The organism is Terrabacter sp. MAHUQ-38, from assembly GCF_014518425.1.
Taxonomy (GTDB): Bacteria; Actinomycetota; Actinomycetes; order Actinomycetales; family Dermatophilaceae; genus Terrabacter.
On record NZ_JACVCU010000003.1, the window covers coordinates 593,225 to 612,699 of the forward strand.

Sequence of the window (19,475 nt, forward strand, 5' to 3'; positions counted from 1 at the left end):
CCTCGCATGGCTCAGCCGTGAACCCGACGCACCCAGGCGTCCGGCTCGAGGATCTCGTTGGCCCGGGGCAGCGTCTCGGGCGACGTCCACACGGCGTTGAAGCCGTCGCGGCCCACCTGGTCCTGCACGGCCCTGACGAACACCGCACCGTCGCGGTACTGGCGCAGCTTGGCCTCGAGGCCGAGCAGCTTGCGGAGCAGCCGGTCGACGCCGACCGCGCTGTTGCGGCGCTCGTCGAACTTGCGGCGGATCTCGTCGACGCTCGGGATGATGCGGGGACCGACCGCGTCCATGACGACGTCGGCGTGGCCCTCGAGGAGCGACATGACCGCGGTCAGCTCCGCGATGCGGGCCCTCTGCTCGGGCGTCGCGAAGAGCTGCCCCAGGCCCTCGCCCGAACCGATCACGTCTGGCAGGTTGCGGGCCAGCTGCTCGAAGCGGCGCCCGAGGTCCTCCGGCGTCGGCGCGAGGTCGACGGCGAGCGCCTGCGTGCGCGAGACCATGTGGTCGCGCAGCCACGGCACCGCCGTGAACTGCACGCGGTGGGTCTCCTCGTGCATGGCGACCCAGCGACGGAAGTCGGTCGGGTCGACCTCGAGGCGACGCTCGGTGGCGACGATGTTGGGCGCGACGAGGAGCAGCCGGGGCGTGCCTCCTGGCGCCAGGTCGTACTGGCCGAGGACCTTGCTCGACAAGAACGCCAGCAGGCCGCCCATCTCGGCGCCGGTGACCTTGCCGCCGATCGCCGCGGCCGTGGGGTTGGGCGGCGACTTCTTCGTCGCGTTGAGCTTGTCGACGACGGGGTCGAGCAGCGCCCGGAACGAGTCGACGTTGGCGTCGATCCAGCCCGGCCGGTCGACGACGAGCGGCGCGGGGGCGTCCTCGGGGGCGGACAGCTCGCTCGTCTCGGCGACGGGCGCGACGGCGGACGCCGCCGCTTCGCGCAGGTCGGCGACGATGGCCGCCGCCTCCTCGCTCGAGACCTGCGGGCCGGGGTTGACGATCGCGCGGCCCGTCCGCTTCGCGAACTCGTAGTCGACCTGGGCTGCCGGCGCACCTCCCTCACGGTCGGGACGACCTGCGTCCACAGGGGGCGGGAGGGTGGTGTCGGTCATGCCAGCCCTTTCGGTGCCGTGACGGTGTCGGCGTCGCTCGAGGTGTCTGGGAGGACCGGCCGGCCACGCGGAGGGGTTGCGACCACCGTCGCGAACGACGCCCCGAACAGCCCACCGGCCCGTCAGCGGCACCCGCACGAGGCGAGTGTCGCTACGAAACGGTCCAACGCCGCACGAGCGTCGTTGGTTCCCACTCCCGCGACCATACCCGCGAAGACGAGGAGTCGGCCGTCGTCGTCGACGACGCTTCCGGCGAGAGCGTTCGCCCCGGTGAGCGTCCCGGTCTTGGCTCGGGCCCGCCCGGCGGCGTCGTGGTCCTCGCCGGTGAACCGCTTCTCCAAGGTGCCCGTGAGCCCACCGATCGGCAGCCCGTCGAGGGCGCGTCGCAGCACCGGGTGGGTGCCGTCGTAGCCGAGCACGAGCACGTCGGCGAGCAGCGAGGCCCGCACCCGGTTCTCCCGGGAGAGGCCGCTCGCGTCGGAGAGCCGGACCCCGGAGACGTCGAGGCCCAGCGTGGCGACGCTGGCGACGACCCACGCGCCGACCTCGGCGAACTCCGTGCCCGCCCCCGAGCGGTATGCCGCCTGGCGGGCCAGGATCTCGGTCAGGGCGTTGTCGCTGTCGGTGAGCGCGAGGGCGAGCTGCTCGCGGACGGGCGCGGACTCGATGCTGCCGAGGACGGAGCCGGGTCCGCTCGCGGGAACCGTGGACTCCGGCGAGGCCGTCCCGAGCGAGGTGGAGATCGCGGAGGCCTCCGCCGACGCCGTCGGCGGCGTTCCCGATGTCGAAGGCCCCGGGAGTGGTGAGCCGGCGACGCCGGGCGCGTCGCCCCGAGGCGCCACCCGCACGTCGATGCCGCGGGCCTCGAGCTGGCGCGCGAAGAGGTCGCGCACCGCGGCGACAGGGTCGGCGGGTCCGGGCGCGCCGCCCTTCGCCCGCTGGCTCGAGAGCCCGAGCATGGCGACCGCGCCCGTGATGCCCGAGCTGCGGAACGTCGGGCTCCACGTGGGCGCCGTCGTAGGGCCGTCGGCGTACGTCTCGTCGACGAAGAGACGGACCGAGTCGACATCCTGGTCCTCGAGGGCGGCTGCGACCTGGTCGGACAGGTCGCGCAGCCCAGCCCGGCCGGCGACGGCGTCGGGATCGCCCGTGCCGGGGTTGATGAGCGAGTCCCCACCCGCGACGAGGACGATCTCGTCGGGCCGGTCACCCTGGCGGACGACGGTGCGCAGCGCCTCGTCCGGCGCGAAGGCCTGGCCGATGGCGGCCGCGGAGAGCAGCTTCGTCGTCGAGGCCGGGATGCGCAGCTCGTCGCCGCCCTGGTCGAGCAGCACCTGGCCGGTCTGGCCGTCGCGCACGACGAGCGCCGCGTCGCGCAGGGCCGCGGCCGCACGGACCCGCGTGAGAGCGGTCTCGACACCGGCCGGCGACGGGGCGGCGGTGTCACCGACCAGAGAGGGCAACGGCATACCGACGGAGGTCGACAGGCTCGGCTGCGGCACCTCGGGCAACGTCCGCGTCGCGACCGTCTCGGTCGGCGGGGGCGGCGGGAGCGGACGCACCGTCAGCGCACCGGGCGCGGCGTCGGCGACATCGAGGACGGCATACCCGAGCAGGACCGCGACGACCGACCACGCGGCCGCCATCGCGTACGAGAACCGCGGCCGAGGTCTCCACGCCGAGCGCACCATGGCGCGTCACCCCCGTCCGTCGTCTGTCGCTGTTTCGCGCAAGGACTGCCCTTGCTGCCACACTGTCGCGGACGATTCTGTCAGCCGACGACCGGTGCAGAAGCACCCCAGGGTCCACCTCGGTGGGCACCCGAAGACCTTGCGAAGGGAAAGACGTGGAGTTCGACGTCACCATCGAGATCCCGCGCGGACAGCGCAACAAGTACGAGATCGACCACGAGACCGGGCGCATCCGGCTCGACCGCTACCTCTTCACGCCCATGGCCTACCCGGCCGACTACGGCTACATCGAGGACTCCCTCGGCGAGGACGGCGACCCGCTCGACGCCCTCGTGCTGCTCCCCGAGCCACTCTTCCCGGGTGTCGTCGTCGAGGCCCGCCCGGTCGGGATCTTCCACATGGTCGACGACGCGGGCGGCGACGACAAGGTGCTCTGCGTGCCGGTCGACCCGCGCACGGCCCACATCAAGGACATCGACGACGTCAGCGAGTTCACGCTCAAGGAGATCCAGCACTTCTTCGAGCGCTACAAGGACCTCGAGCCGGGCAAGTTCGTCGAGGCCTCCGACTGGGGCAACCGCGAGGCCGCCGAGAAGATCATCGGCGAGGCGTTCGACCGCGCCAAGGAGCAAGGCGTCTCGACCGCACGCTGGGCGATGCCGCAGGGACACTGATCCACAGCCGTATGCCGTGAGCCGACCCCCGCGACCCTCTGGGACGCGGGGGTCGACGTATCCAGCGCATGTCCTGCGCGGCGCCGGTATGTCGAACCGTGGCGGTGGTTCAGGGCTCGGTCAGCCGAGGTCCGCGGCCTCGACGCCCGCCACGGTCTCGCGGTCCGGCTCGTCCCGCCGGGTCGCCCCGCGCTCCGGCCCGCGACGCGGACGCAGCACCAGCGCCGCCACCCCGAGCGCGACGAGCGTGAAGGTCGCCGACGTGAAGAAGGCCGGCTCGACCCCCGGCACGAACTGGCCCGGCACCGCCTGCGAGGCGTACACGCTGACGATGGCCGCGAGGCCGACCGCGCCGCCCAGCTGCTGCGCGGTCTGGAGCAGCCCCGAGACCGTGCCGGCCTGGGCCCGCTCGACACCGCTGAGCACGACGACGGTGACCGGCATGAAGACGAGCGCGGCCGAGACCCCGTTGAGCATGAGCGCACCGAGGAGGTGGGCGGCATACGTGCTCGTCGTCGAGATGCCGCTCAGCCACACGAAGCTCGCGGTGAGGCCCAGCGTGCCGACGAGCATGAGGGGCCGCGGACCCACCTTGGCGACGAGGCGCGCGCTGACCCGCGAGGTCGCGAAGATCGCGAGGCTGAGCGGGAGGAACGCGGCGCCCGTGGCGACGGGACTGAATCCGAGGACGAGCTGCAGGTACTGCGTGACGAGGAAGAAGGTCGAGAACTGGGCGCCGACGACGAGCGCCATCAGGACGAGTGCTCCGGCACGTGAGCGGTCCCGGACCAGGGCCAGCGGCAGGAGCGGCGACGCGACGCGGCTCTCGGTGCGGACGAACGACGCGAGGAGAAGGGCACCGGCGGCGAACGAGGCGAGCGTCAGCGGCGCGGACCAGCCGCGCTCCGCGGCGCTGATGAAGCCGTGGACGATCGCTACGGACCCGAGAGTCGCGGTGACGGCGCCGACGACGTCGAAGCGACCGCGCACACGCGGAGTCTCGGCGACGAAACGGCGGGCCAGGACGAGCACGACGGCACCGATGGGCACGTTCACGAAGAGCGTCCAGTGCCAGCTGACGAAGTCGGTGAGGACGCCGCCGAGAAGCAGGCCGATGGACGCACCGGCCGAGGACACGGCGGTGAAGAGGGCCAGCCCGCGGTTTCGGGCCGCCTCGTTCGGAGCGCTCGTCGTGACGAGGGCGAGCACGCCGGGTGCCGCGAGCGCGGCACCGACGCCCTGGAGCGTGCGGGCGGCGACGAGCCAGCCCGGTGTCGTGGCGAGACCTCCGAGCAGGCTCGCAACGGTGAAGACCCCGAGACCGATCTCGAAGCTGCGGAGCCGTCCCAGGACGTCACCGAGGCGTCCGCCGAGGAGCAGGAGGCCGCCGAAGGCGAGGGTGTAGGCGTTGAGCACCCACGACAGTCCGGCCGGCGAGAACCCGAGGTCGGTCTGGATGTGCGGGAGCGCGACGTTCACGACGGTGGCGTCGAGCACGAGCATGAGCTGGGCCACGAGCACGATGCCGACGCCGATCGCCGCGCGTCGGGCGGCGCGGTCTGGCGTGGGTGCGGCGGTGGGTGCGGCGGTTGGTGGTGTGGTGGTGCTGGTCGACATCTGGGCCTCAGGATTCGTAGGTCTGTGACGGGTGCGGGGACGTCTCGCGGGCCAGCGGGTCGCGGGCCATCGGGGTGAAGGCCGAGGCGCGGGCGCGGCCGGCGCCCGGGGCGCGGTTGACGAGGGGTGCGCGGTGCGTCGTCGCGAGGTGCGAGCGGTGCAGGCGCAGGGCCTGTCGAGTGGGCTGGATCGTGGTGTGCATGGCTGCCTGACTCCTCTGTGGCGACGGTCGGCGCTAGGATTAGCGGAGAACCACTCCGGTTCTGCCTGACCCACAATACGGAGACAGTCTCCGTTTCCGCAAGGAGTTTTCTCGTGACGCCTGCCGACGCCGGCAAGGCGACGCTCGATCCGTCGCCGGGATCCGTTGCCGCCCAAGGGAGCTCGGCAGCCACAGACGCCTCGGAAACTCACGAGAAACCGGTCCGGCCGATGCGTGCCGACGCCAGGCGCAACTACGACAAGATCCTCGCCACCGCCCGCATCGTCTTCACCGAGCGCGGCACCGACAGCTCCCTCGACGAGATCGCCAAGCGCGCGGGCGTCGGTCCGGGCACGCTCTACCGCCACTTTCCCACCCGCGCGGCGCTCGTCGACGCCCTCATGCAGGACTGGACCGACCGTGTGGCCGCCGACGCCGACGCCGCGATCGCAACGGGGCAGCCTGCCCGCGAGATGCTGCTGGGCTGGTTCGAGCACTTCATCGACCACATCACCCTGCACCGCGGCGCCGCGAGCAAGATCTGCGCGGCCATGGACGACCCCGCCTCCCCCATGTACCGCAAGTGCCGCGTCATGGGCGATGCCAACCGGCGCGTCATCGAGCACCTCGACGCCCGCGGCGAGCTGCGCACCGGTGTCGATCCGGCCAACGTCATGCGCCTCGTGAGCGGCGTGGCGAGCGTAGCCGACACGAGCCACGCCGAGCTCGACGTGCGGCCGATGCTCGAGGTCGTCGTCGACGGGATCGTCCGCGCCTGACCCGGTCGAGTGGGCACCTTCCACTGGTCGGGCTTCAGCCGACTTGAAATACATAGATTCTCTATCTAAAGTCGAGCGGGTGACCGAGACGACGACCCTGGGCAACGACCTGCTGCGTTCGGCTGCGCGCCTCTCGCGCTGGGCCAGCCGGCACGCCTCGTTCGACGTTCCCTTCGCGCAAGCCCGGCTCCTCGCCCTGCTCGACGAGCTCGGCCCCTCGCGGGTCAGCGCGCTGGCGGCCGCTGACCACAGCAGCCAGCCGACGACGACGACCCAGCTCCAGCGCCTCGAGGCCTCGGGCTGGGTGCACCGGGGAGCCGACCCCGACGACGCGCGTGCCTCGCTGGTCTCGCTCAGCGACGAGGGTCGTGCCGCGCTCGAGGACGTGCGTCGCGCGCGCCTGGCCGTCCTCTCCCCCGCGCTCGACCGGCTCGACGGCCGCGCGCTCGAGCGGGTGCGCATCGCCATCGACGTCATGGACGAGCTCCTCGCCGCGGCCGCGGCCACGCCCTTAACCCCATCGCACCCCGGAAAGGACGGATGACCACCCTCATGTGGCGCCAACCCAAGACTGTCTGGTCGATCGCCTTCGCCTGCGTGATCTCGTTCATGGGCATCGGCCTCGTCGACCCCATCCTCAAGCCCATCGCCGACGAGCTCGGCGCCGGCCCGTCACAGGTCTCGCTCCTCTTCACGAGCTACCTCGCGGTCATGGGCGTCGCGATGCTCGGCACCGGCTGGGTGAGCAGCCGGGTCGGCGCCAAGCGGACCCTGCTGCTCGGCCTGGCGCTCATCATCGTCGGCTCCGCGTTCGCGGGCAGCCAGGACACCGTCGCCGGAATCGTCGCCTTCCGTGCCCTCTGGGGGCTGGGCAACGCGCTCTTCATCGCCACCGCCCTCGCGACGATCGTCAATGCCGCGAGCGGCTCGGTGAAGCAGGCGATCATCCTGTACGAAGCCGCACTCGGTGTCGGCATCGCCACCGGTCCCCTGGTCGGCGGCTGGCTCGGGGGCATCTCGTGGCGCTGGCCCTTCTACGGCGTCGCCGTCCTCATGGCCGTCGCCTTCACCGCCACGGCGACGACGTTGCCGAGGACGCCACGCGCCGACAGCCCGACCTCGATCAGCGCTCCACTGCGCGCCCTCGGCCACCGCGGCCTGCTCACCGTCGGCGTCACCGCACTGCTCTACAACTTCGGCTTCTTCACGCTGCTCGCCTTCACCCCGTTCCCGCTCGCGATGGGAGCCCATGACATCGGCTTCATCTTCTTCGGTTGGGGAGTGCTCCTCGCCATCAGCTCCGTCTTCGTGGCGCCGCTCGTCCAGCGCCGGGTCGGCACCCTGGCCGGCGTCGTCGGAGCGTTGCTCGGCTTCGCCGTGATCCTCGCCGTCATGGCGGTCGGCACCGAGAACAAGACCGTGCTCGTCGTCGGCGTCATCCTCGCCGGTGCGTTCCTCGGCGTCAACAACACCCTCATCACCGAGACCGTCATGAAGGTCGCGCCGGTCGAGCGCGGCGTCGCGTCGGCGGCATACAGCTTCGTCCGCTTCAGTGGCGGCGCCGTCGCGCCATGGCTCGCCGGCACCCTCGGTGAGCGGTCGACCCACCTGCCGTTCTGGGTCGGGTCGGGCGCGGTCGTGCTGGCGGTCGTCGTGCTGCTGACGGCGCGTCGCATCATCGGGTCGCTCGACGCGGCCCCGGACCACGGCGCTGATCCCGTCGCCTCGAGGGCCGAGGCCGAGGCCCTCACCGTCGGCGACGCCTGACCCTCACTCCACCGTCCAGACGCCGGGAGCGGGGCGATCGTGCGCCCACGATCGCGAGGTGAGGCGCTACGTGGTCGACGCCCGCGCTCTGCTGCACCTCGTCGACGAGGGCACGGCCCCCGACGTTGCGCACCAGCTCGTCGCGCCCGGCTGGCTCCGCTCGGAGGTCCTCCAGCGTGCCGCTGGCTGGCGGGGGTGGGCGACCTCCTGCGCCCCTGACGCCTCACGGCCCCACCCCGAAGCGGTATGCCGTGTGCCGCGGGGTCAGTGGAAGGTGACCGACGAGCCCGCCTGCATCGCGGCATACGCCTCGGGGTCCGCCTCGAGCATCGCCCGGCGCGCCCGGCGGCGGTAGCGCAGCACCTGCACGATGCCGAGCGCCCAGACCGGGTACTGCACGGCCATCGCGGCCCGGAACGCGTCGACGTCCCACGTCGACGGGCCGGCCGGTGCGACCCGGTCGAGCACGACGCCGACGAGCGCCACGGCAGTGAGCGTCGCGACGAAGCCGCCGGTGTTGACGATGCCCGACGCGCTGCCGATGCGGGTCGGCGGGTTGAAGGTGCGCGCGACGTCGAAGCCGATCATCGACCCCGGGCCGCCGATCGCGATGAGCACGACGAGGGCGACGAGCAGCCACAGCGGCGCCCGACCCGGCCACAGCAGCACGACGGTCCACGCGACGATGGCCGCGGCGACGATCCACAGCACCAGCGTGCTGCGCGAGAACGGGTAGCGCATCGTCAGCGTGCCGATGACCGGGCTCGAGATGACCGTCGTGACGACCATGACCATGAGCATGACGCTGGCCGTGCCAGGCGACAGCCCCTGGCCGGCGACGAGGAACGGGAAGCCCCAGAGCATCGTGAACATGTTGGCGGCGAACTGGGACGTGAAGTGGGTCCACAGGCCGAGCCGCGTGCCGGGCACGAGCCACGCCGCCCGCAGGGTGCGGGCGATGGCCCGCAGCCGCAGCTCGTCGCGGTGGTGGTCGGTGTACGGGCTGTCGCGCACGACGAGGACGAGCGCGACGCCGGTGAGGATGCCGAGGGACGCGGCGACGGCATACGACGGCGTCCACCCGAAACGGTCGAGTGCGGCGGCGAGCGGCCCAGCGGCGGCGAGCGCACCGATCTGCCCGAGCACCCCCGTCAGCTGCGTCACCATCGGAGTGCGCCGCGGCGAGAACCACACGGCGACGAGACGCAGCACCGAGATGAACACCATCGCGTCGCCCATGCCGAGCAGCACCCGGCAGACGAGCGCGGCCGGGAACGAGTGGACGAAGGCGAAGCCGAACTGTGCTGCCGTGACAAGGGTCAGGCCGACGCCGAGCAGCCGCTTGCTGCCGTAGCGGTCGAGCAGCGCGCCGACGGGCAGCTGCATGGCGGCGTACACGAACAGCTGGACGATCGTGAAGGTCGACAGCTGCGCGCTGCTGATGCCGAAGCGCTCGGCCGCCTCCAGACCGGCCACACCGAGCGAGGTGCGGTGGAAGACGGCGAGGACGTAGACGCCGATCGCCGCCACCCAGACCGCCCGGGCGCGACGTCCGTCGAGGGCGAAGCGTTGGCCAGGCTGGGTGGTGCTCGTCATCCGGTCAGCGGGCTCCTCAGTTCGTCCCCGTCGCGACGTTCTTCGCCGCCGGCGCCTTGGGCACGCAGTCGACGATCGCCTTCGCGACGGTCTTGCTCATGTCCGGCTGGAAGACGCTCGGGATGATGTAGTTCGGGTTGAGCTGCTCGTCGGTGACGACGGAAGCGATGGCGTCGGCCGCCTTGATGAGCATCTCGGTCGTGACGTCGGTGGCGCGCGCGTCGAGCAGCCCGCGGAAGACGCCGGGGAAGGCGAGGACGTTGTTGATCTGGTTCGGGTAGTCGCTGCGGCCCGACGCGACCACGGTCGCGCGCTGCGTCGCCTCGTGGATGTCGACCTCGGGGTCGGGGTTGGCGAGCGCGAAGACGATGCGCTTGTCGGCCATCTCGTCGATCCACTCAGGGGCCAGGATGCCCGGCGCGCTCACGCCGATGAAGACGTCGGCGCCCTGGAGTCCGTCGCGCAGCGAGCCGGTGAGGCCGCGCGGGTTGGTCTTCTCCGCGAGCGAGCGCCACGCCGGTGTCAGCGTCTCGTCCGCCTTGTTGAGCAGGCCGACACGGTCCGAGACGGTCACGTCGATCGCACCGGCCGCGAGGAGCAGCTGGACGATGGCCGAGCCGGCCGCACCGCCGCCGGAGACGACGACCTTGGCGTCGGGCAGCTTCTTGTCGATGATGCGCAGCGCGTTCTTGAGGGCGGCGAGCACGACGATGGCGGTGCCGTGCTGGTCGTCGTGGAAGACCGGGATCGAGAGGCGCTCGCGCAGCTTGGCCTCGATCTCGAAGCAGCGGGGCGCCGCGATGTCCTCGAGGTTGATGCCGCCGAATCCCGGGGCGATGAGCTCGACGGTGCGCACGATCTCGTCGACGTCGGTCGTGTCGATGCAGATCGGCCACGCGTCGATGTCGGCAAAGCGCTTGAAGAGGGCCGCCTTGCCCTCCATGACGGGCAGCGCCGCCATCGGGCCGATGTTGCCCAGGCCGAGGACCGCCGTCCCGTCGGTGACGACCGCCACCGAGTTGCCCTTGATGGTGAGGCGCGGCACGTCCTCGGGGTGCTCGAAGAGGGCCTGGCTGACCCGGCCGACGCCCGGCGTGTAGGCCATCGCGAGGTCCTGGCGGTTGCGGAGGTTGACCTTGCTCTCGACGGAGATCTTGCCGCCGAGGTGCAGCAGGAAGACGCGGTCGGAGACCTTGTGCACGCGCACGCCCTCGAGCGTCTCGACGGCCGCGACGATCTCGGTCGAGTGCTCAGCGTTGCTCGCGGAGCAGGTGAGGTCGATGACGAGGCGGTCGGGGTGCGAGTCGACGATGTCGAGCGCCGTCGTGATGCCCCCGCTCTCGGCGACCTTGACCGCGAGGGTGCCGATGACGGCTGGGTCGGTGCCGGTGTGGATCCGCATCGTGATCGAGTAGGAGGCGGTAGTGGCACGGGCACGCTGCATCGACTCAGTCACCGCGCCATCGTCCCACGATCCGAGAAACCCGCCTGCCATGGTCCGAGGACCGATCAGTAACAACATCCGTCTGCCGTGCCTCAACCCCGCGCCGGCGGCACGTTCGCGATCACCGAGACACCCCTGCCGGACGCGTAGACTGGGGGTGCACAGGGTTCCGGCGTGGCCTGTTGGGCGGGGAGGCACGCACCCGTTGTCGCGCACCCCGCGACCAGAGCGTCGCGCACCCGCGACCGGATCCGGAGCAGCCCTGTGTCCCCCATCGACTCGTACCGTCACCTCTTCGGCCTGACCGGCCGCACGTACATCGTCGTCGCCTTCCTCGCCCGGATGCCGCTGGCGATGAGCCAGCTCGGCGTCCTCCTGCTCGTGTCGGACGCGACGGGCAGCTTCGGTGCCGGCGGCTTCTGCGCCGGCGCGCTGGCCCTGGCGAACGCCGTCGGCGCACCCTTCTGGGGCGCGCGGGCCGACCGCCTGGGGCAGCGACGAGTCGTGGCCTTCCAGTCCCTGGCCGGGGCGGCCGGCCTCCTCGGCATCCTCCTCGTCGCCGGGGCCCACCTCCCGTGGGGGGCGGCCGCGGTCGCGAGCGCCGTCGCCGGGGTGCTGCTGCCGCAGATCGGTCCGCTGGCCCGGGTGCGCTGGCGGCCGATCACGGCCGGCTCGGGCAGCCGTCAGCACCGGCTCGTCGACGCCGCCTTCTCGTACGAGGGCGCGGCCGACGAGGCGTCCTTCGTGCTCGGGCCGGCGCTCATCGGGCTCGGGGTCTCGGCCGCGAGCCCCACGGTCGCCCTGGCCCTCGCCGCGACTGGCCTGGCAGTCTTCGGCACGTGGTTCGCGCTGCACGAGACGGCCACCGTCACGCACGCGGCGACCATCCAGTCATCCGGCGACGTCGGCCGGCTGCTCACGCCGGCGCTCGTCGTGCTCTGCCTCGCGCAGCTGCTGGTCGGCAGCGTCTTCGGCTCCGTGCAGACCGGTACGTCGGTCCTCGCGACCACGGCCGGCTCCCCCGGGCTCACCGGCTACTTCCATGCACTGCTGGGGGTGGGCAGCGTCATCGCCGGGCTCGCGGTCGCCGCGCTACCTGCGTCGATCTCGCTTCCGGCGCGGCTGCGCTGGTTCGCCGCCGGCCTGCTCGTGCTGTCTGCGCCCCTGCTGGTCGTGGGTTCGCTGGCCGCACTCGTCCCGGTGCTGCTCGTCCTCGGCTGCACCGTCGCGCCGTACATGATCACGACCTTCACGCTCGCGGAGCGGGTCACCCCGGCGTCGCGCACGGGCGCCGCGATGACGGTCCTCGCCGCCGCGACCGGCCTCGGCTACGCCGTCGGTGCAGCAGCCGCCGGACGGCTGGCCGACTGGGGCGGCCATACCCCGGCGTATGCCGTCACCGTCGGCGCCGGTGTCGCCGCGGTCGTCGTGTCGTGGGGGTGCGGCCGCGTCCTCACCCGGGCGAGCACCGAGCCGTCCGCCGAGCAGGTCCCGACCCCCTGACACCACCACACCCGCGCCACGGCGCCCCAACCGCACGTAACCCGGACGCGGGGGTCAGTCGACGGGCGACGGAGGCGAGCCGAGTCGGAGGCGCATCGCAGGCCACGCGGTCGGCGTGAAACCGAGCTCTTCGTAGAGTGCTGCTCCCTCGCCCGTCGCGAAGAGCTCGACGACGGTCGCGTCCGTCTCGTCGCGGAACCAGTCGAGCACCCCGGGGACGCACGCCCGGGCGAGGCCGCGGCGCCGCGCCTCCGGCTGGGTCGCGACGTTGTTGAGCAGACCCCAGACGCCGTTGGGGTTGACGGGCGACGGCGTCTCGAACCGCAGACCACCCATCGCGCCGGCGACCACCCGCCCGTCTGGGCCCTCTGCGACGACGACGCACGCACGCGGACCGCCGAGCTCGCGCTCGAACCACTCGACGGCCCCCCGGCGCCACGCCGCGTCGTCGACACCGGCGACACCCATCGACGAGAACATCAGGGCACGCAGCTCGACGACGGCCCCGCTGTCGCCGGCCGTCGCACGACGAACTGTCCACTCGCTCAACGCAACCCACCGCCGACCCGTGCGATGACGCATGGGAGGTCGACGACGGCGGACGCCAGGAGCGGCTCGGCACAGGTCACGCGAACCACTGTGCCAGAGCGTGTGCGCGACATGCTGCGAGACGGTGCTTGTCATCCGCCCGGCGGGACGGTTTGATCCTCCCGACCCTTCAGGCCTCGCCACGGCGCGCGAGCCGACCGGGCGGCTGGAAACTTATGGCACATATTTCGCGAAACCGCATACAGCGGGGCAGAGCACTACTACTGTCACATCTGTAACACCCCCACGGCTGGCACGCACCCCCCCATCCGCACCAGCCTCGAAGGAGCCCGGCCTGCGCGCGCAGGCGGGCTCCTTCGTCATTCTCGGGCAACCGTCCTCAGCCGCTACGTGCTGCGACCGCCTGCCACAGCACGACGGCCGCTGCCGCCGACCCGAGCAGGGCCAGTGCGTAGACGCCGACGTTGATGGGCCGCTCGTGAGCCTTGAGCCTCAGGCCGTCGAAGAGCGTGTAGCGGAAGCGCTGCGCCCAGTGCAGCAGGGAGAGCACGCAGATGCCGAGCAGGACCAACGCGGTCAGTGGGTGGCCGAGCAGGCCCAGCAGACGGTCACGGCCGGGCTCCTCGATCCAGCCCAGGGGTACCGCGAGCGCAAACAGGAAGACCAGGACCGGCAGGAACAGGGCCGACACCACGCCGCCCGCGCTGAACAGCAGCCACAGAACTGGCTCCATGGTCCGCCTGGCCACCTAACGGGTCACCACCAGCACGACGACCAGCGCGGTGACCGCCACCCAGGCGGCATACGCGCCGCCGGCGATCGCCCTGGGAGGCACCCGCCGCCCCCGCAGCTTCACGACGGTGGCGGCAGGGGTGAGGTTGAACCACGTGACGGCGTGGAGCACGAGGAAGGCCAGCGTGAGGACGTCGAGCGCCACGACCCAGGGGCCGGCCGCCCAGTCGAGGAAGGCGCGGAACTGTGCCTCGCCCTGGGCGAGCGCGCGGACCAGGAGGAGCAGGAAGACCACGGACCACGCCACGAAGATGCTGCTGAGCTCGCGCAGCACGAAGAACACGTAGCTGCGACGACGCAGCCACCACAGCCGGCTGATCTCGGGGCGGTAGGGCCGCTGGGTCTGCTGGGCCGGCTCGCTCATCGAGGCCCCCGCGGGAGGACGAACGACTTCAGGGACTGCAGGGCGGCAGTGAGCTTGTACCGCTGGATGGCTCCGGCCGGGTCGACACCCTTCGGGCAGGCGCGGGTGCACTCGCCGACGAACGTGCACCCCCAGATGCCCTCGGGGTGGATGAGCAGGTCCATCCGGACGTCGGCGCCCTCGTCGCGCGAGTCGAGGTTGTAGCGCTGGGCGAGGGCGATGGCGGCCGGACCGACGAATTCCGGGTCCAGCCCGTAGACGGGGCAGGCGGAGTAGCACAGCATGCAGTTGATGCACATGCTGAACTGCGAGTAGTCGGCGAGCTGCTCCGGCGTCTGCAGGTACTCGCCCTCCTCGACCGACGTCCCCTCGCCGCGCACGATCCACGGGCTCACCTCGGGCAGCTTGCGCATGAAGTCCCCGATGTCGACGACGAGGTCGCGGATGACGGGGAAGTTGGCCAGCGGCTCGACGCGGACCGGTCCCGGCGCGTAGTCCACGAGGAACGTCGCACACGTCAGCCGAGGCTCGCCGTTGACGGTCATGCCGCAGCTCCCGCAGATGCCCATCCGGCACGACCACCGGTAGGACAGGCTCCCGTCGAGGTTGTCCTTCACGTGGTTCAGGCCGTCGAGCACCGCCCAGTCCCGGCGCAACGGGACCTCGAACGCCTCGACGGTCGGCTCGGTCTCGCGGTCCGGGCGGTACCGCGCCACCTCGAGCGTGATCGTGTCAGCCATCGCTCACCTCCCATAGACCCGTTCTCCGGGCGGCCATCGGGTGACGGTCACCGGCAGGTACTCGACCTTGTGCGCGCCTGTCTCGTCACGGTGGACCAGTGAGTGGGCGAGGTAGCTCTCGTCGTCGCGGGCCGGGAAGTCCAGCCGTTGGTGCGCCCCCCGGGACTCCTCGCGCCTCAGGGCGGCGGCGATGATCGCCTCGGCCACGTCGAGCATGTTCGACAGCTCGAGGGCCGCGAGGACCTGGGTGTTGAACGCACGGCTGTGGTCGTCGACGGCCATCGACTCCGACCGCTCCTGCAGCTCTCGCAACCTCGCTGCACCCCCGAGGAGGGACTCCTCGGTGCGGAAGATCCCGGCGCTGTCCTCCATCGCCTGCTGCATGCCGGTCCGCAGGCCCGCGATCGACTCGCGGCCGTCCGTGCGGTCCCTGAGCCCACTCGTGAGGCGACGCTCCTCGTCGCGGGCCAGGGCGGCCACGGACGGTCCGGGGTCGGCTGCCCCTGCGGCATACAGGGCGGCTGCGCGGCCGGCACGGGCCCCGAAGACCAGGCACTCGGGGAGGGAGTTGGAGCCCAGGCGGTTGGCCCCGTTGATGCTGACGCAGGCAACCTCGCCAGCGGCGTACAGGCCGGCCAACGGCGTCGCTCCGTCGATGTCGGTGTGGACCCCGCCCATCATGTAGTGCACCACCGGGCGCACCGGCACCAGCTCGCGCACCGGGTCCAGGTTCTCGTACTTGAGGCAGAGCTCGCGCACGAAGGGCAGCTTGTCGTCGATGAGCTTCGCGCCCAGGTGCCGCAGGTCGAGGTGCACGACCGGGCCGTACGGCGTGCCGATGGTCCGGCCCTTCTCCTCCTCGTGCACGAACGCCTGCGAGAGGCGGTCACGGGGGCCGAGCTCCATGCTGCGCAGCTCCGGCTCGGGGGTCGGCTTCCCGAGGTCGTAGTCCTGCAGGTAGCGGTAGCCGTCCTTGTTGAGCAGCCAGCCGCCCTCGGCGCGTGCGGCCTCGGTGATGAGGATGCCGGTGAACGGCAGGCCCGTCGGGTGGTACTGCACGAACTCCATGTCCTTGAGCGGCACCCCGGCACGCCACGCGAGGGCCATGCCGTCACCGGTGTTGATGTTGGCGTTGGTGGTGAACGGGAAGACGCGCCCACAGCCGCCGCCCGCGAGGATGACCGCCTTGGCGGTGATCGGGGCGATGCGGCCCGTGGCCAGCTCGAGGGCGACGACACCCTGCACCCGGCCGTCGTCGACGAGCAGCTGGGTGACGAACCACTCGTCGTACCGAGCCACCTCGGAGTACTTGAGCGACGTCTGGAACAGCGTGTGCAGCATGTGGAAGCCGGTCTTGTCGGCCGCGAACCAGGTCCGCTTCTTCTTCATGCCGCCGAACGCGCGCACCGCGATGTGGCCGTCCGGTTGCCGGCTCCACGGGCAGCCCCAGTGCTCGAGCTGCAGCAGCTCACGCGGCGCCTCCACCACGAAGGCCTCCACGGCGTCCTGGTCGCACAGCCAGTCGCTGCCCGAGACCGTGTCGTAGGCGTGCTCCTCGAGGCTGTCGTCGCTCGCGAACGCACCTGCGGCGCCGCCTTCGGCAGAGACCGTGTGGCTGCGCATGGGGTAGACCTTGGACACGACCGCGACCCGGAGCGAGGGGTCCAGCTCGGCGATCGCAATGGCCGCCCGCAGGCCCGCAGCTCCGCCTCCGATGACGAGGATGTCGTGGTCGGCGCGCATGTCCGGTCCGCCGCCTCACTCGCCGCGGAGCTCTTCGTCGAGCAGGACCTTGCCGCTGTGGTGGGTCACCCGGCGGTGCGTGCTGCCGTCGTGGAAGTCGTCGCGGTAGTCCAGGCAACCGCACCCGTAGTGGACGTGCTCGACACGCATCCCCTCGTCGTCGTCGTCGTGGTAGCGCGTGCCGTCGACGACGGAGCCGCACGGGGCCGTCTCACCGGTGAAGCTCGTTCTCGCCGCCACCGCGCACCGCCCTTCGCGCATCTGTCTCCAGAATGCTCCCGACGTCGCAGGATGGGAAGGGTTCGTATGCGTCCCCGAAGACACCGTGTGCCGCGCTGGCGCGGACCTGCTGACTGATCCCACCATCCGCCGGTACTCCTGGACCCGGCTCACCCGACAGCGACAGATCGGGGCGGCGACGACCAACGTGCCTCGGCTGCGCGTTGACGCCCTCGGAGGTTGGTGCTTTGTCTGCTCACATGGAGCCGATCCGGTTCGCCGCACGCGGTCCCTGTGGGCGACCAGACCGAGATCGAGATCCGCGCCGTTTGCCGCGAATGACCAGGCGGGGTGTGCGGGTGGTTGTCGTCCGAGCGTTGACCGATGGGCGGTCAGCCGCGCGGGCTCGGGGCCACCTCGCGCACCATCACGCAGTTGCCCTGGCCTTTGGGCCGGTCGTACGCGAACCCCTCACGCTCGTACATCGTGCGGGTGCCGTTGTAGAGGAACGACGAGTTCTTCTTGCGGACCCCGCCGGTGTCCTGCGGGTAGCCCTCGACCAGGCCGCCGCCGGCCTGCGCGATCAGCTCGACGGCCCCGCGCAGGGCGATCGCCGCCAGACCCTGACCGCGAAGGCCGCGCTCGACCAGGATGCAGGTGACCCTGTAGTCGGGCAGTCGCTCGGCGGTGGCGAGGTACTCCTTGCGGTGATGGATGCCGGGCAGCTCCTCGGGTGATCCGTACTCCGCCCAGGCGACGGCCCGGTCGCCGTCGTAGACCAGTGCGGCGTGCGCGAGCCCATCGGCCACCAGACGCTGCTTGAGCGCCCGGTTCCCTTCGGCGCTCTGGCCCTTGTCCGCGCAGTCGGGGTGGAACCACGTGCACCAGCAGCTGGCGAACATGCCCTTGTTCCGCTCGACGAGAGCGGCGAAGTCGTCGAACGTCTCCGGCGTCAGGGCCTTGATCGAGAAGTTGGACATGCCTGCGAACGTACTCGGGATCGCGGGACGTTCGGCGCCCGATGCGCAGGGTTGGGGCATCTCCGCCACCCAACCGAAGGCGCCGATCAACTCGGCGGCGGTGAGGATCTGCAGGAACGGCGTCCGCCGACAGCGGCATGGCCGGGCCTACCTTCTCCGCGCGGCATGAGCGAGCATCTCGTTTGCCCGTCCGGCACTCACCGGCGGAGCAGCGGGCAACGTCGGCCACATCGCGCCCAAGGCGACCACGCACGAGGGCTGGGTCACCGTCCGCCTCGACTCCGACGAGGCCCCTCGCGGCGCTGCCGCCATGCTCAAAACGTTGGGGCTTTCGTTCGACCACCTGCGCGGCCGCAACCTCGACCTCATCCGCAACCACCGCGAGAACCTCGAGCGGCCGGCCGCCTGACCCGGGACACCGCGCACGCGTCAGCCCGGTTACGCTCAGCCGCCCTCGAAGCGGCGCAGCAGCTCGCGGATCGCGGCCATCTCCTCGGCGAGCGCGTGCCGTCCTGCACGGGTGATCGTGACCCAGGTGCGCGGCCGCCTCCCGGCGTAGCCCTTCTCGACGTGGACGAGTCCGCTGCCCGCGAGCACCTCGAGATGCCGGCCGAGGTTGCCGTCGGTGAGGCCGAGGTTCGACTTGAGGTACGTGAAGTCAGCACGCTCCGCCTCGGCGAGCACTACGAGGATGCCGAGTCGCGCCTTCTGGTGCACGACGTCGTCGAGCCGGCTCGTCGGGTGCGGCTCGTCCCGGCCCGACGCGTTGGTGGCCTGCACCTGATCGCCGGGCGACGCGTCGGGCGGGGTCACGAGACCTCCGGCTCGTCGACGCGTCGGGTCCCTTCCCCGGCGCGGCGGTCGCGCACCGCGGCTCCGATGAGGACGAGGCCGACGACGGCCAGGACGACGAGGTCGGCCTGCACCACGACGTGGACGTCGACGGAGTCCGCCAGGCCGGTGACCCGAAGGAGGTCGCCGAGCCGGTTGGTGAAGAAGCCGAGGTGGGCCAGCGTCACGACGACGCCGAAGACGACGGTCCACACGGCGAGCCTTCGGTCGCGTCGCCGCCCCGCGATGAGGAGCAGCGCGATGCCGATGAACGCGGTGGGCGCCATGAACCCCACCATGCCGACCATCACACCCAAGGGCGAGAACGGCAGCCCCACGGTCGCCAGGAGGAGGAGCCCGACGCCTCCGGCGACCCACGCACCGGCGCCCGCTCCCGCGCCGAGGCGCCGGCTGCGGACAGCCAGCCAGAGGCCGACGACGAGCAGGCCTGCGGCGCCCACGAGGCCCCAGTAGGTGTCGGCGATCTGGCCGAACTGCAGCTCCGCGTCTGTTGCGGCCCTCGACTGGCCGGGACCGAGGTCCGAGGCGATGACGTTCAGCTCGACGTACGACACGACGGCGTACCCGAGGGTGAGGACGCCGAGCACGAGCAGCGGCACGGCCAGTCCTTTGGTGTCGCGTCGGGCGGCACGGCGCAGCTGCTCGGTACGGGCGAGCACGGCCTTGGCGGCGGCGACGTCGTCGGGCTGGGTGTCGTTCATGGGCGGCCCTTCTCCTGGTGAGCGCCCCTGTGCGCCCGATACGGCTTACTCTGTATGACAGAGTGATCGCGCGTCAAGAGTTCTCGACGAAGCCAAGCGACTGGCGAGGCGTCAATCGATCAGGGCCAGGTGCGCACGTTGCTATCG

At 71.5% G+C, this 19,475-nt stretch carries 20 protein-coding genes; 5 read left to right on the forward strand and 15 right to left on the reverse strand.

Going from position 1 to position 19,475, the window contains the following annotated elements; translation table 11 throughout:
- Nucleotides 1-11 precede the first annotated feature (11 nt).
- Together H9I49_RS13805 and H9I49_RS13810 are read right to left on the reverse strand one after the other, a co-directional pair.
- On the reverse strand, nt 12-1,115 hold the full coding sequence (locus tag H9I49_RS13805; RefSeq protein WP_188030930.1) for a zinc-dependent metalloprotease: 1,104 nt from the start codon (nt 1,113-1,115) through the stop codon (nt 12-14).
- A gap of 122 nt (nt 1,116-1,237) precedes the next feature.
- On the reverse strand, nt 1,238-2,806 hold the full coding sequence (locus tag H9I49_RS13810; RefSeq protein WP_188030931.1) for a D-alanyl-D-alanine carboxypeptidase/D-alanyl-D-alanine-endopeptidase: 1,569 nt from the start codon (nt 2,804-2,806) through the stop codon (nt 1,238-1,240).
- A 155-nt stretch (nt 2,807-2,961) separates the two neighbouring features.
- Here H9I49_RS13810 and H9I49_RS13815 point away from each other — a divergent pair, with 155 nt between their 5' ends.
- Entirely contained in the window at nt 2,962-3,480 is a 519-nt protein-coding gene (locus H9I49_RS13815) for an inorganic diphosphatase (protein WP_188030932.1), read from the forward strand.
- Between the two features lie 120 nt (nt 3,481-3,600).
- Here the strand turns inward: H9I49_RS13815 and H9I49_RS13820 are convergent, their stop codons facing one another.
- Both H9I49_RS13820 and H9I49_RS13825 read right to left on the reverse strand, forming a co-directional pair.
- Complete coding sequence (locus H9I49_RS13820; protein WP_188030933.1) at nt 3,601-5,097, reverse strand: MFS transporter; 1,497 nt, start codon at nt 5,095-5,097, stop codon at nt 3,601-3,603.
- A 7-nt stretch (nt 5,098-5,104) separates the two neighbouring features.
- Entirely contained in the window at nt 5,105-5,299 is a 195-nt protein-coding gene (locus H9I49_RS13825) for a hypothetical protein (protein ID WP_188030934.1), read from the reverse strand.
- A gap of 113 nt (nt 5,300-5,412) precedes the next feature.
- Between H9I49_RS13825 and H9I49_RS13830 the strand changes: the two genes are divergently transcribed.
- The 3 genes from H9I49_RS13830 (at nt 5,413) to H9I49_RS13840 (ending at nt 7,845) form a co-directional block, all read left to right on the forward strand.
- Nucleotides 5,413-6,078, forward strand: a complete 666-nt coding sequence (locus H9I49_RS13830; RefSeq protein ID WP_370587572.1) for a TetR/AcrR family transcriptional regulator — start codon at nt 5,413-5,415, stop codon at nt 6,076-6,078.
- A gap of 79 nt (nt 6,079-6,157) precedes the next feature.
- Nucleotides 6,158-6,622, forward strand: a complete 465-nt coding sequence (locus tag H9I49_RS13835; RefSeq protein ID WP_188030936.1) for a MarR family transcriptional regulator — start codon at nt 6,158-6,160, stop codon at nt 6,620-6,622.
- Complete coding sequence (locus H9I49_RS13840) at nt 6,619-7,845, forward strand: MFS transporter (protein WP_223128675.1); 1,227 nt, start codon at nt 6,619-6,621, stop codon at nt 7,843-7,845. The genes H9I49_RS13835 and H9I49_RS13840 overlap by 4 nt, the downstream gene beginning before the upstream one ends.
- 264 nt (nt 7,846-8,109) lie before the next feature.
- On the opposite strand, the gene H9I49_RS13845 is transcribed toward H9I49_RS13840, so the two are convergent.
- Together H9I49_RS13845 and H9I49_RS13850 are read right to left on the reverse strand one after the other, a co-directional pair.
- Entirely contained in the window at nt 8,110-9,441 is a 1,332-nt protein-coding gene (locus H9I49_RS13845; protein ID WP_188030937.1) for a nitrate/nitrite transporter, read from the reverse strand.
- Nucleotides 9,442-9,457: 16 nt separating this feature from the next.
- Nucleotides 9,458-10,885, reverse strand: a complete 1,428-nt coding sequence (locus H9I49_RS13850) for an NAD-dependent malic enzyme (RefSeq protein WP_188031237.1) — start codon at nt 10,883-10,885, stop codon at nt 9,458-9,460.
- Nucleotides 10,886-11,149: 264 nt separating this feature from the next.
- Between H9I49_RS13850 and H9I49_RS13855 the strand changes: the two genes are divergently transcribed.
- Nucleotides 11,150-12,388: an MFS transporter gene (locus tag H9I49_RS13855; protein ID WP_188030938.1), complete on the forward strand. Its 1,239-nt coding sequence runs from the start codon at nt 11,150-11,152 to the stop codon at nt 12,386-12,388.
- Nucleotides 12,389-12,442: 54 nt separating this feature from the next.
- Here H9I49_RS13855 and H9I49_RS13860 read toward each other — a convergent pair whose 3' ends face one another.
- The 9 genes from H9I49_RS13860 to H9I49_RS23975 all read right to left on the reverse strand — a co-directional run bounded on the left by H9I49_RS13860 (nt 12,443) and on the right by H9I49_RS23975 (nt 19,328).
- Nucleotides 12,443-12,937: a GNAT family N-acetyltransferase gene (locus H9I49_RS13860; protein WP_188030939.1), complete on the reverse strand. Its 495-nt coding sequence runs from the start codon at nt 12,935-12,937 to the stop codon at nt 12,443-12,445.
- A 379-nt stretch (nt 12,938-13,316) separates the two neighbouring features.
- Nucleotides 13,317-13,670, reverse strand: coding sequence for a fumarate reductase subunit FrdD (frdD, locus tag H9I49_RS13865; RefSeq protein WP_188030940.1), 354 nt, complete (start codon nt 13,668-13,670; stop codon nt 13,317-13,319).
- Between the two features lie 15 nt (nt 13,671-13,685).
- The gene (locus H9I49_RS13870; protein WP_188030941.1) at nt 13,686-14,093 is read right to left on the reverse strand and encodes a fumarate reductase subunit C; all 408 of its coding nucleotides are present in this window, start codon (nt 14,091-14,093) and stop codon (nt 13,686-13,688) included.
- A complete protein-coding gene (locus tag H9I49_RS13875) occupies nt 14,090-14,833 on the reverse strand; it encodes a succinate dehydrogenase/fumarate reductase iron-sulfur subunit (RefSeq protein ID WP_188030942.1) in 744 nt (247 codons plus the stop codon). The genes H9I49_RS13870 and H9I49_RS13875 overlap by 4 nt, the downstream gene beginning before the upstream one ends.
- 3 nt (nt 14,834-14,836) lie before the next feature.
- Nucleotides 14,837-16,576, reverse strand: a complete 1,740-nt coding sequence (gene frdA / locus H9I49_RS13880; protein ID WP_188030943.1) for a fumarate reductase (quinol) flavoprotein subunit — start codon at nt 16,574-16,576, stop codon at nt 14,837-14,839.
- A 15-nt stretch (nt 16,577-16,591) separates the two neighbouring features.
- On the reverse strand, nt 16,592-16,816 hold the full coding sequence (locus H9I49_RS13885) for a hypothetical protein (RefSeq protein ID WP_188030944.1): 225 nt from the start codon (nt 16,814-16,816) through the stop codon (nt 16,592-16,594).
- 371 nt (nt 16,817-17,187) lie between these two features.
- Nucleotides 17,188-17,775 carry a GNAT family N-acetyltransferase gene (locus H9I49_RS13890; protein WP_188030945.1) on the reverse strand — a complete coding sequence of 196 codons (588 nt, stop codon included), beginning with the start codon at nt 17,773-17,775 and terminating at the stop codon, nt 17,188-17,190.
- 444 nt (nt 17,776-18,219) lie between these two features.
- Complete coding sequence (locus H9I49_RS23970) at nt 18,220-18,588, reverse strand: winged helix-turn-helix domain-containing protein (RefSeq protein WP_370587573.1); 369 nt, start codon at nt 18,586-18,588, stop codon at nt 18,220-18,222.
- Complete coding sequence (locus tag H9I49_RS23975; RefSeq protein WP_188030946.1) at nt 18,585-19,328, reverse strand: hypothetical protein; 744 nt, start codon at nt 19,326-19,328, stop codon at nt 18,585-18,587. The genes H9I49_RS23970 and H9I49_RS23975 overlap by 4 nt, the downstream gene beginning before the upstream one ends.
- Between the last annotated feature and the right edge of the window lie 147 nt (nt 19,329-19,475).

Coding starts and splice junctions, on each gene's coding strand:
- H9I49_RS13805 (WP_188030930.1), bottom strand. CDS start 1,115: ATGACCGACACCACCCTCCCGCCCCCTGTGGACGCAGGTCGTCCCGAC.
- H9I49_RS13820 (WP_188030933.1), bottom strand. CDS start 5,097: ATGTCGACCAGCACCACCACACCACCAACCGCCGCACCCACCGCCGCA.
- H9I49_RS13875 (WP_188030942.1), bottom strand. CDS start 14,833: ATGGCTGACACGATCACGCTCGAGGTGGCGCGGTACCGCCCGGACCGC.
- frdD (WP_188030940.1), bottom strand. CDS start 13,670: ATGGAGCCAGTTCTGTGGCTGCTGTTCAGCGCGGGCGGCGTGGTGTCG.
- H9I49_RS13810 (WP_188030931.1), bottom strand. CDS start 2,806: ATGGTGCGCTCGGCGTGGAGACCTCGGCCGCGGTTCTCGTACGCGATG.
- frdA (WP_188030943.1), bottom strand. CDS start 16,576: ATGCGCGCCGACCACGACATCCTCGTCATCGGAGGCGGAGCTGCGGGC.
- H9I49_RS13870 (WP_188030941.1), bottom strand. CDS start 14,093: ATGAGCGAGCCGGCCCAGCAGACCCAGCGGCCCTACCGCCCCGAGATC.
- H9I49_RS13845 (WP_188030937.1), bottom strand. CDS start 9,441: ATGACGAGCACCACCCAGCCTGGCCAACGCTTCGCCCTCGACGGACGT.
- H9I49_RS13840 (WP_223128675.1), top strand. CDS start 6,619: ATGACCACCCTCATGTGGCGCCAACCCAAGACTGTCTGGTCGATCGCC.
- H9I49_RS13850 (WP_188031237.1), bottom strand. CDS start 10,885: ATGCAGCGTGCCCGTGCCACTACCGCCTCCTACTCGATCACGATGCGG.
- H9I49_RS13890 (WP_188030945.1), bottom strand. CDS start 17,775: ATGTCCAACTTCTCGATCAAGGCCCTGACGCCGGAGACGTTCGACGAC.
- H9I49_RS13825 (WP_188030934.1), bottom strand. CDS start 5,299: ATGCACACCACGATCCAGCCCACTCGACAGGCCCTGCGCCTGCACCGC.
- H9I49_RS23975 (WP_188030946.1), bottom strand. CDS start 19,328: ATGAACGACACCCAGCCCGACGACGTCGCCGCCGCCAAGGCCGTGCTC.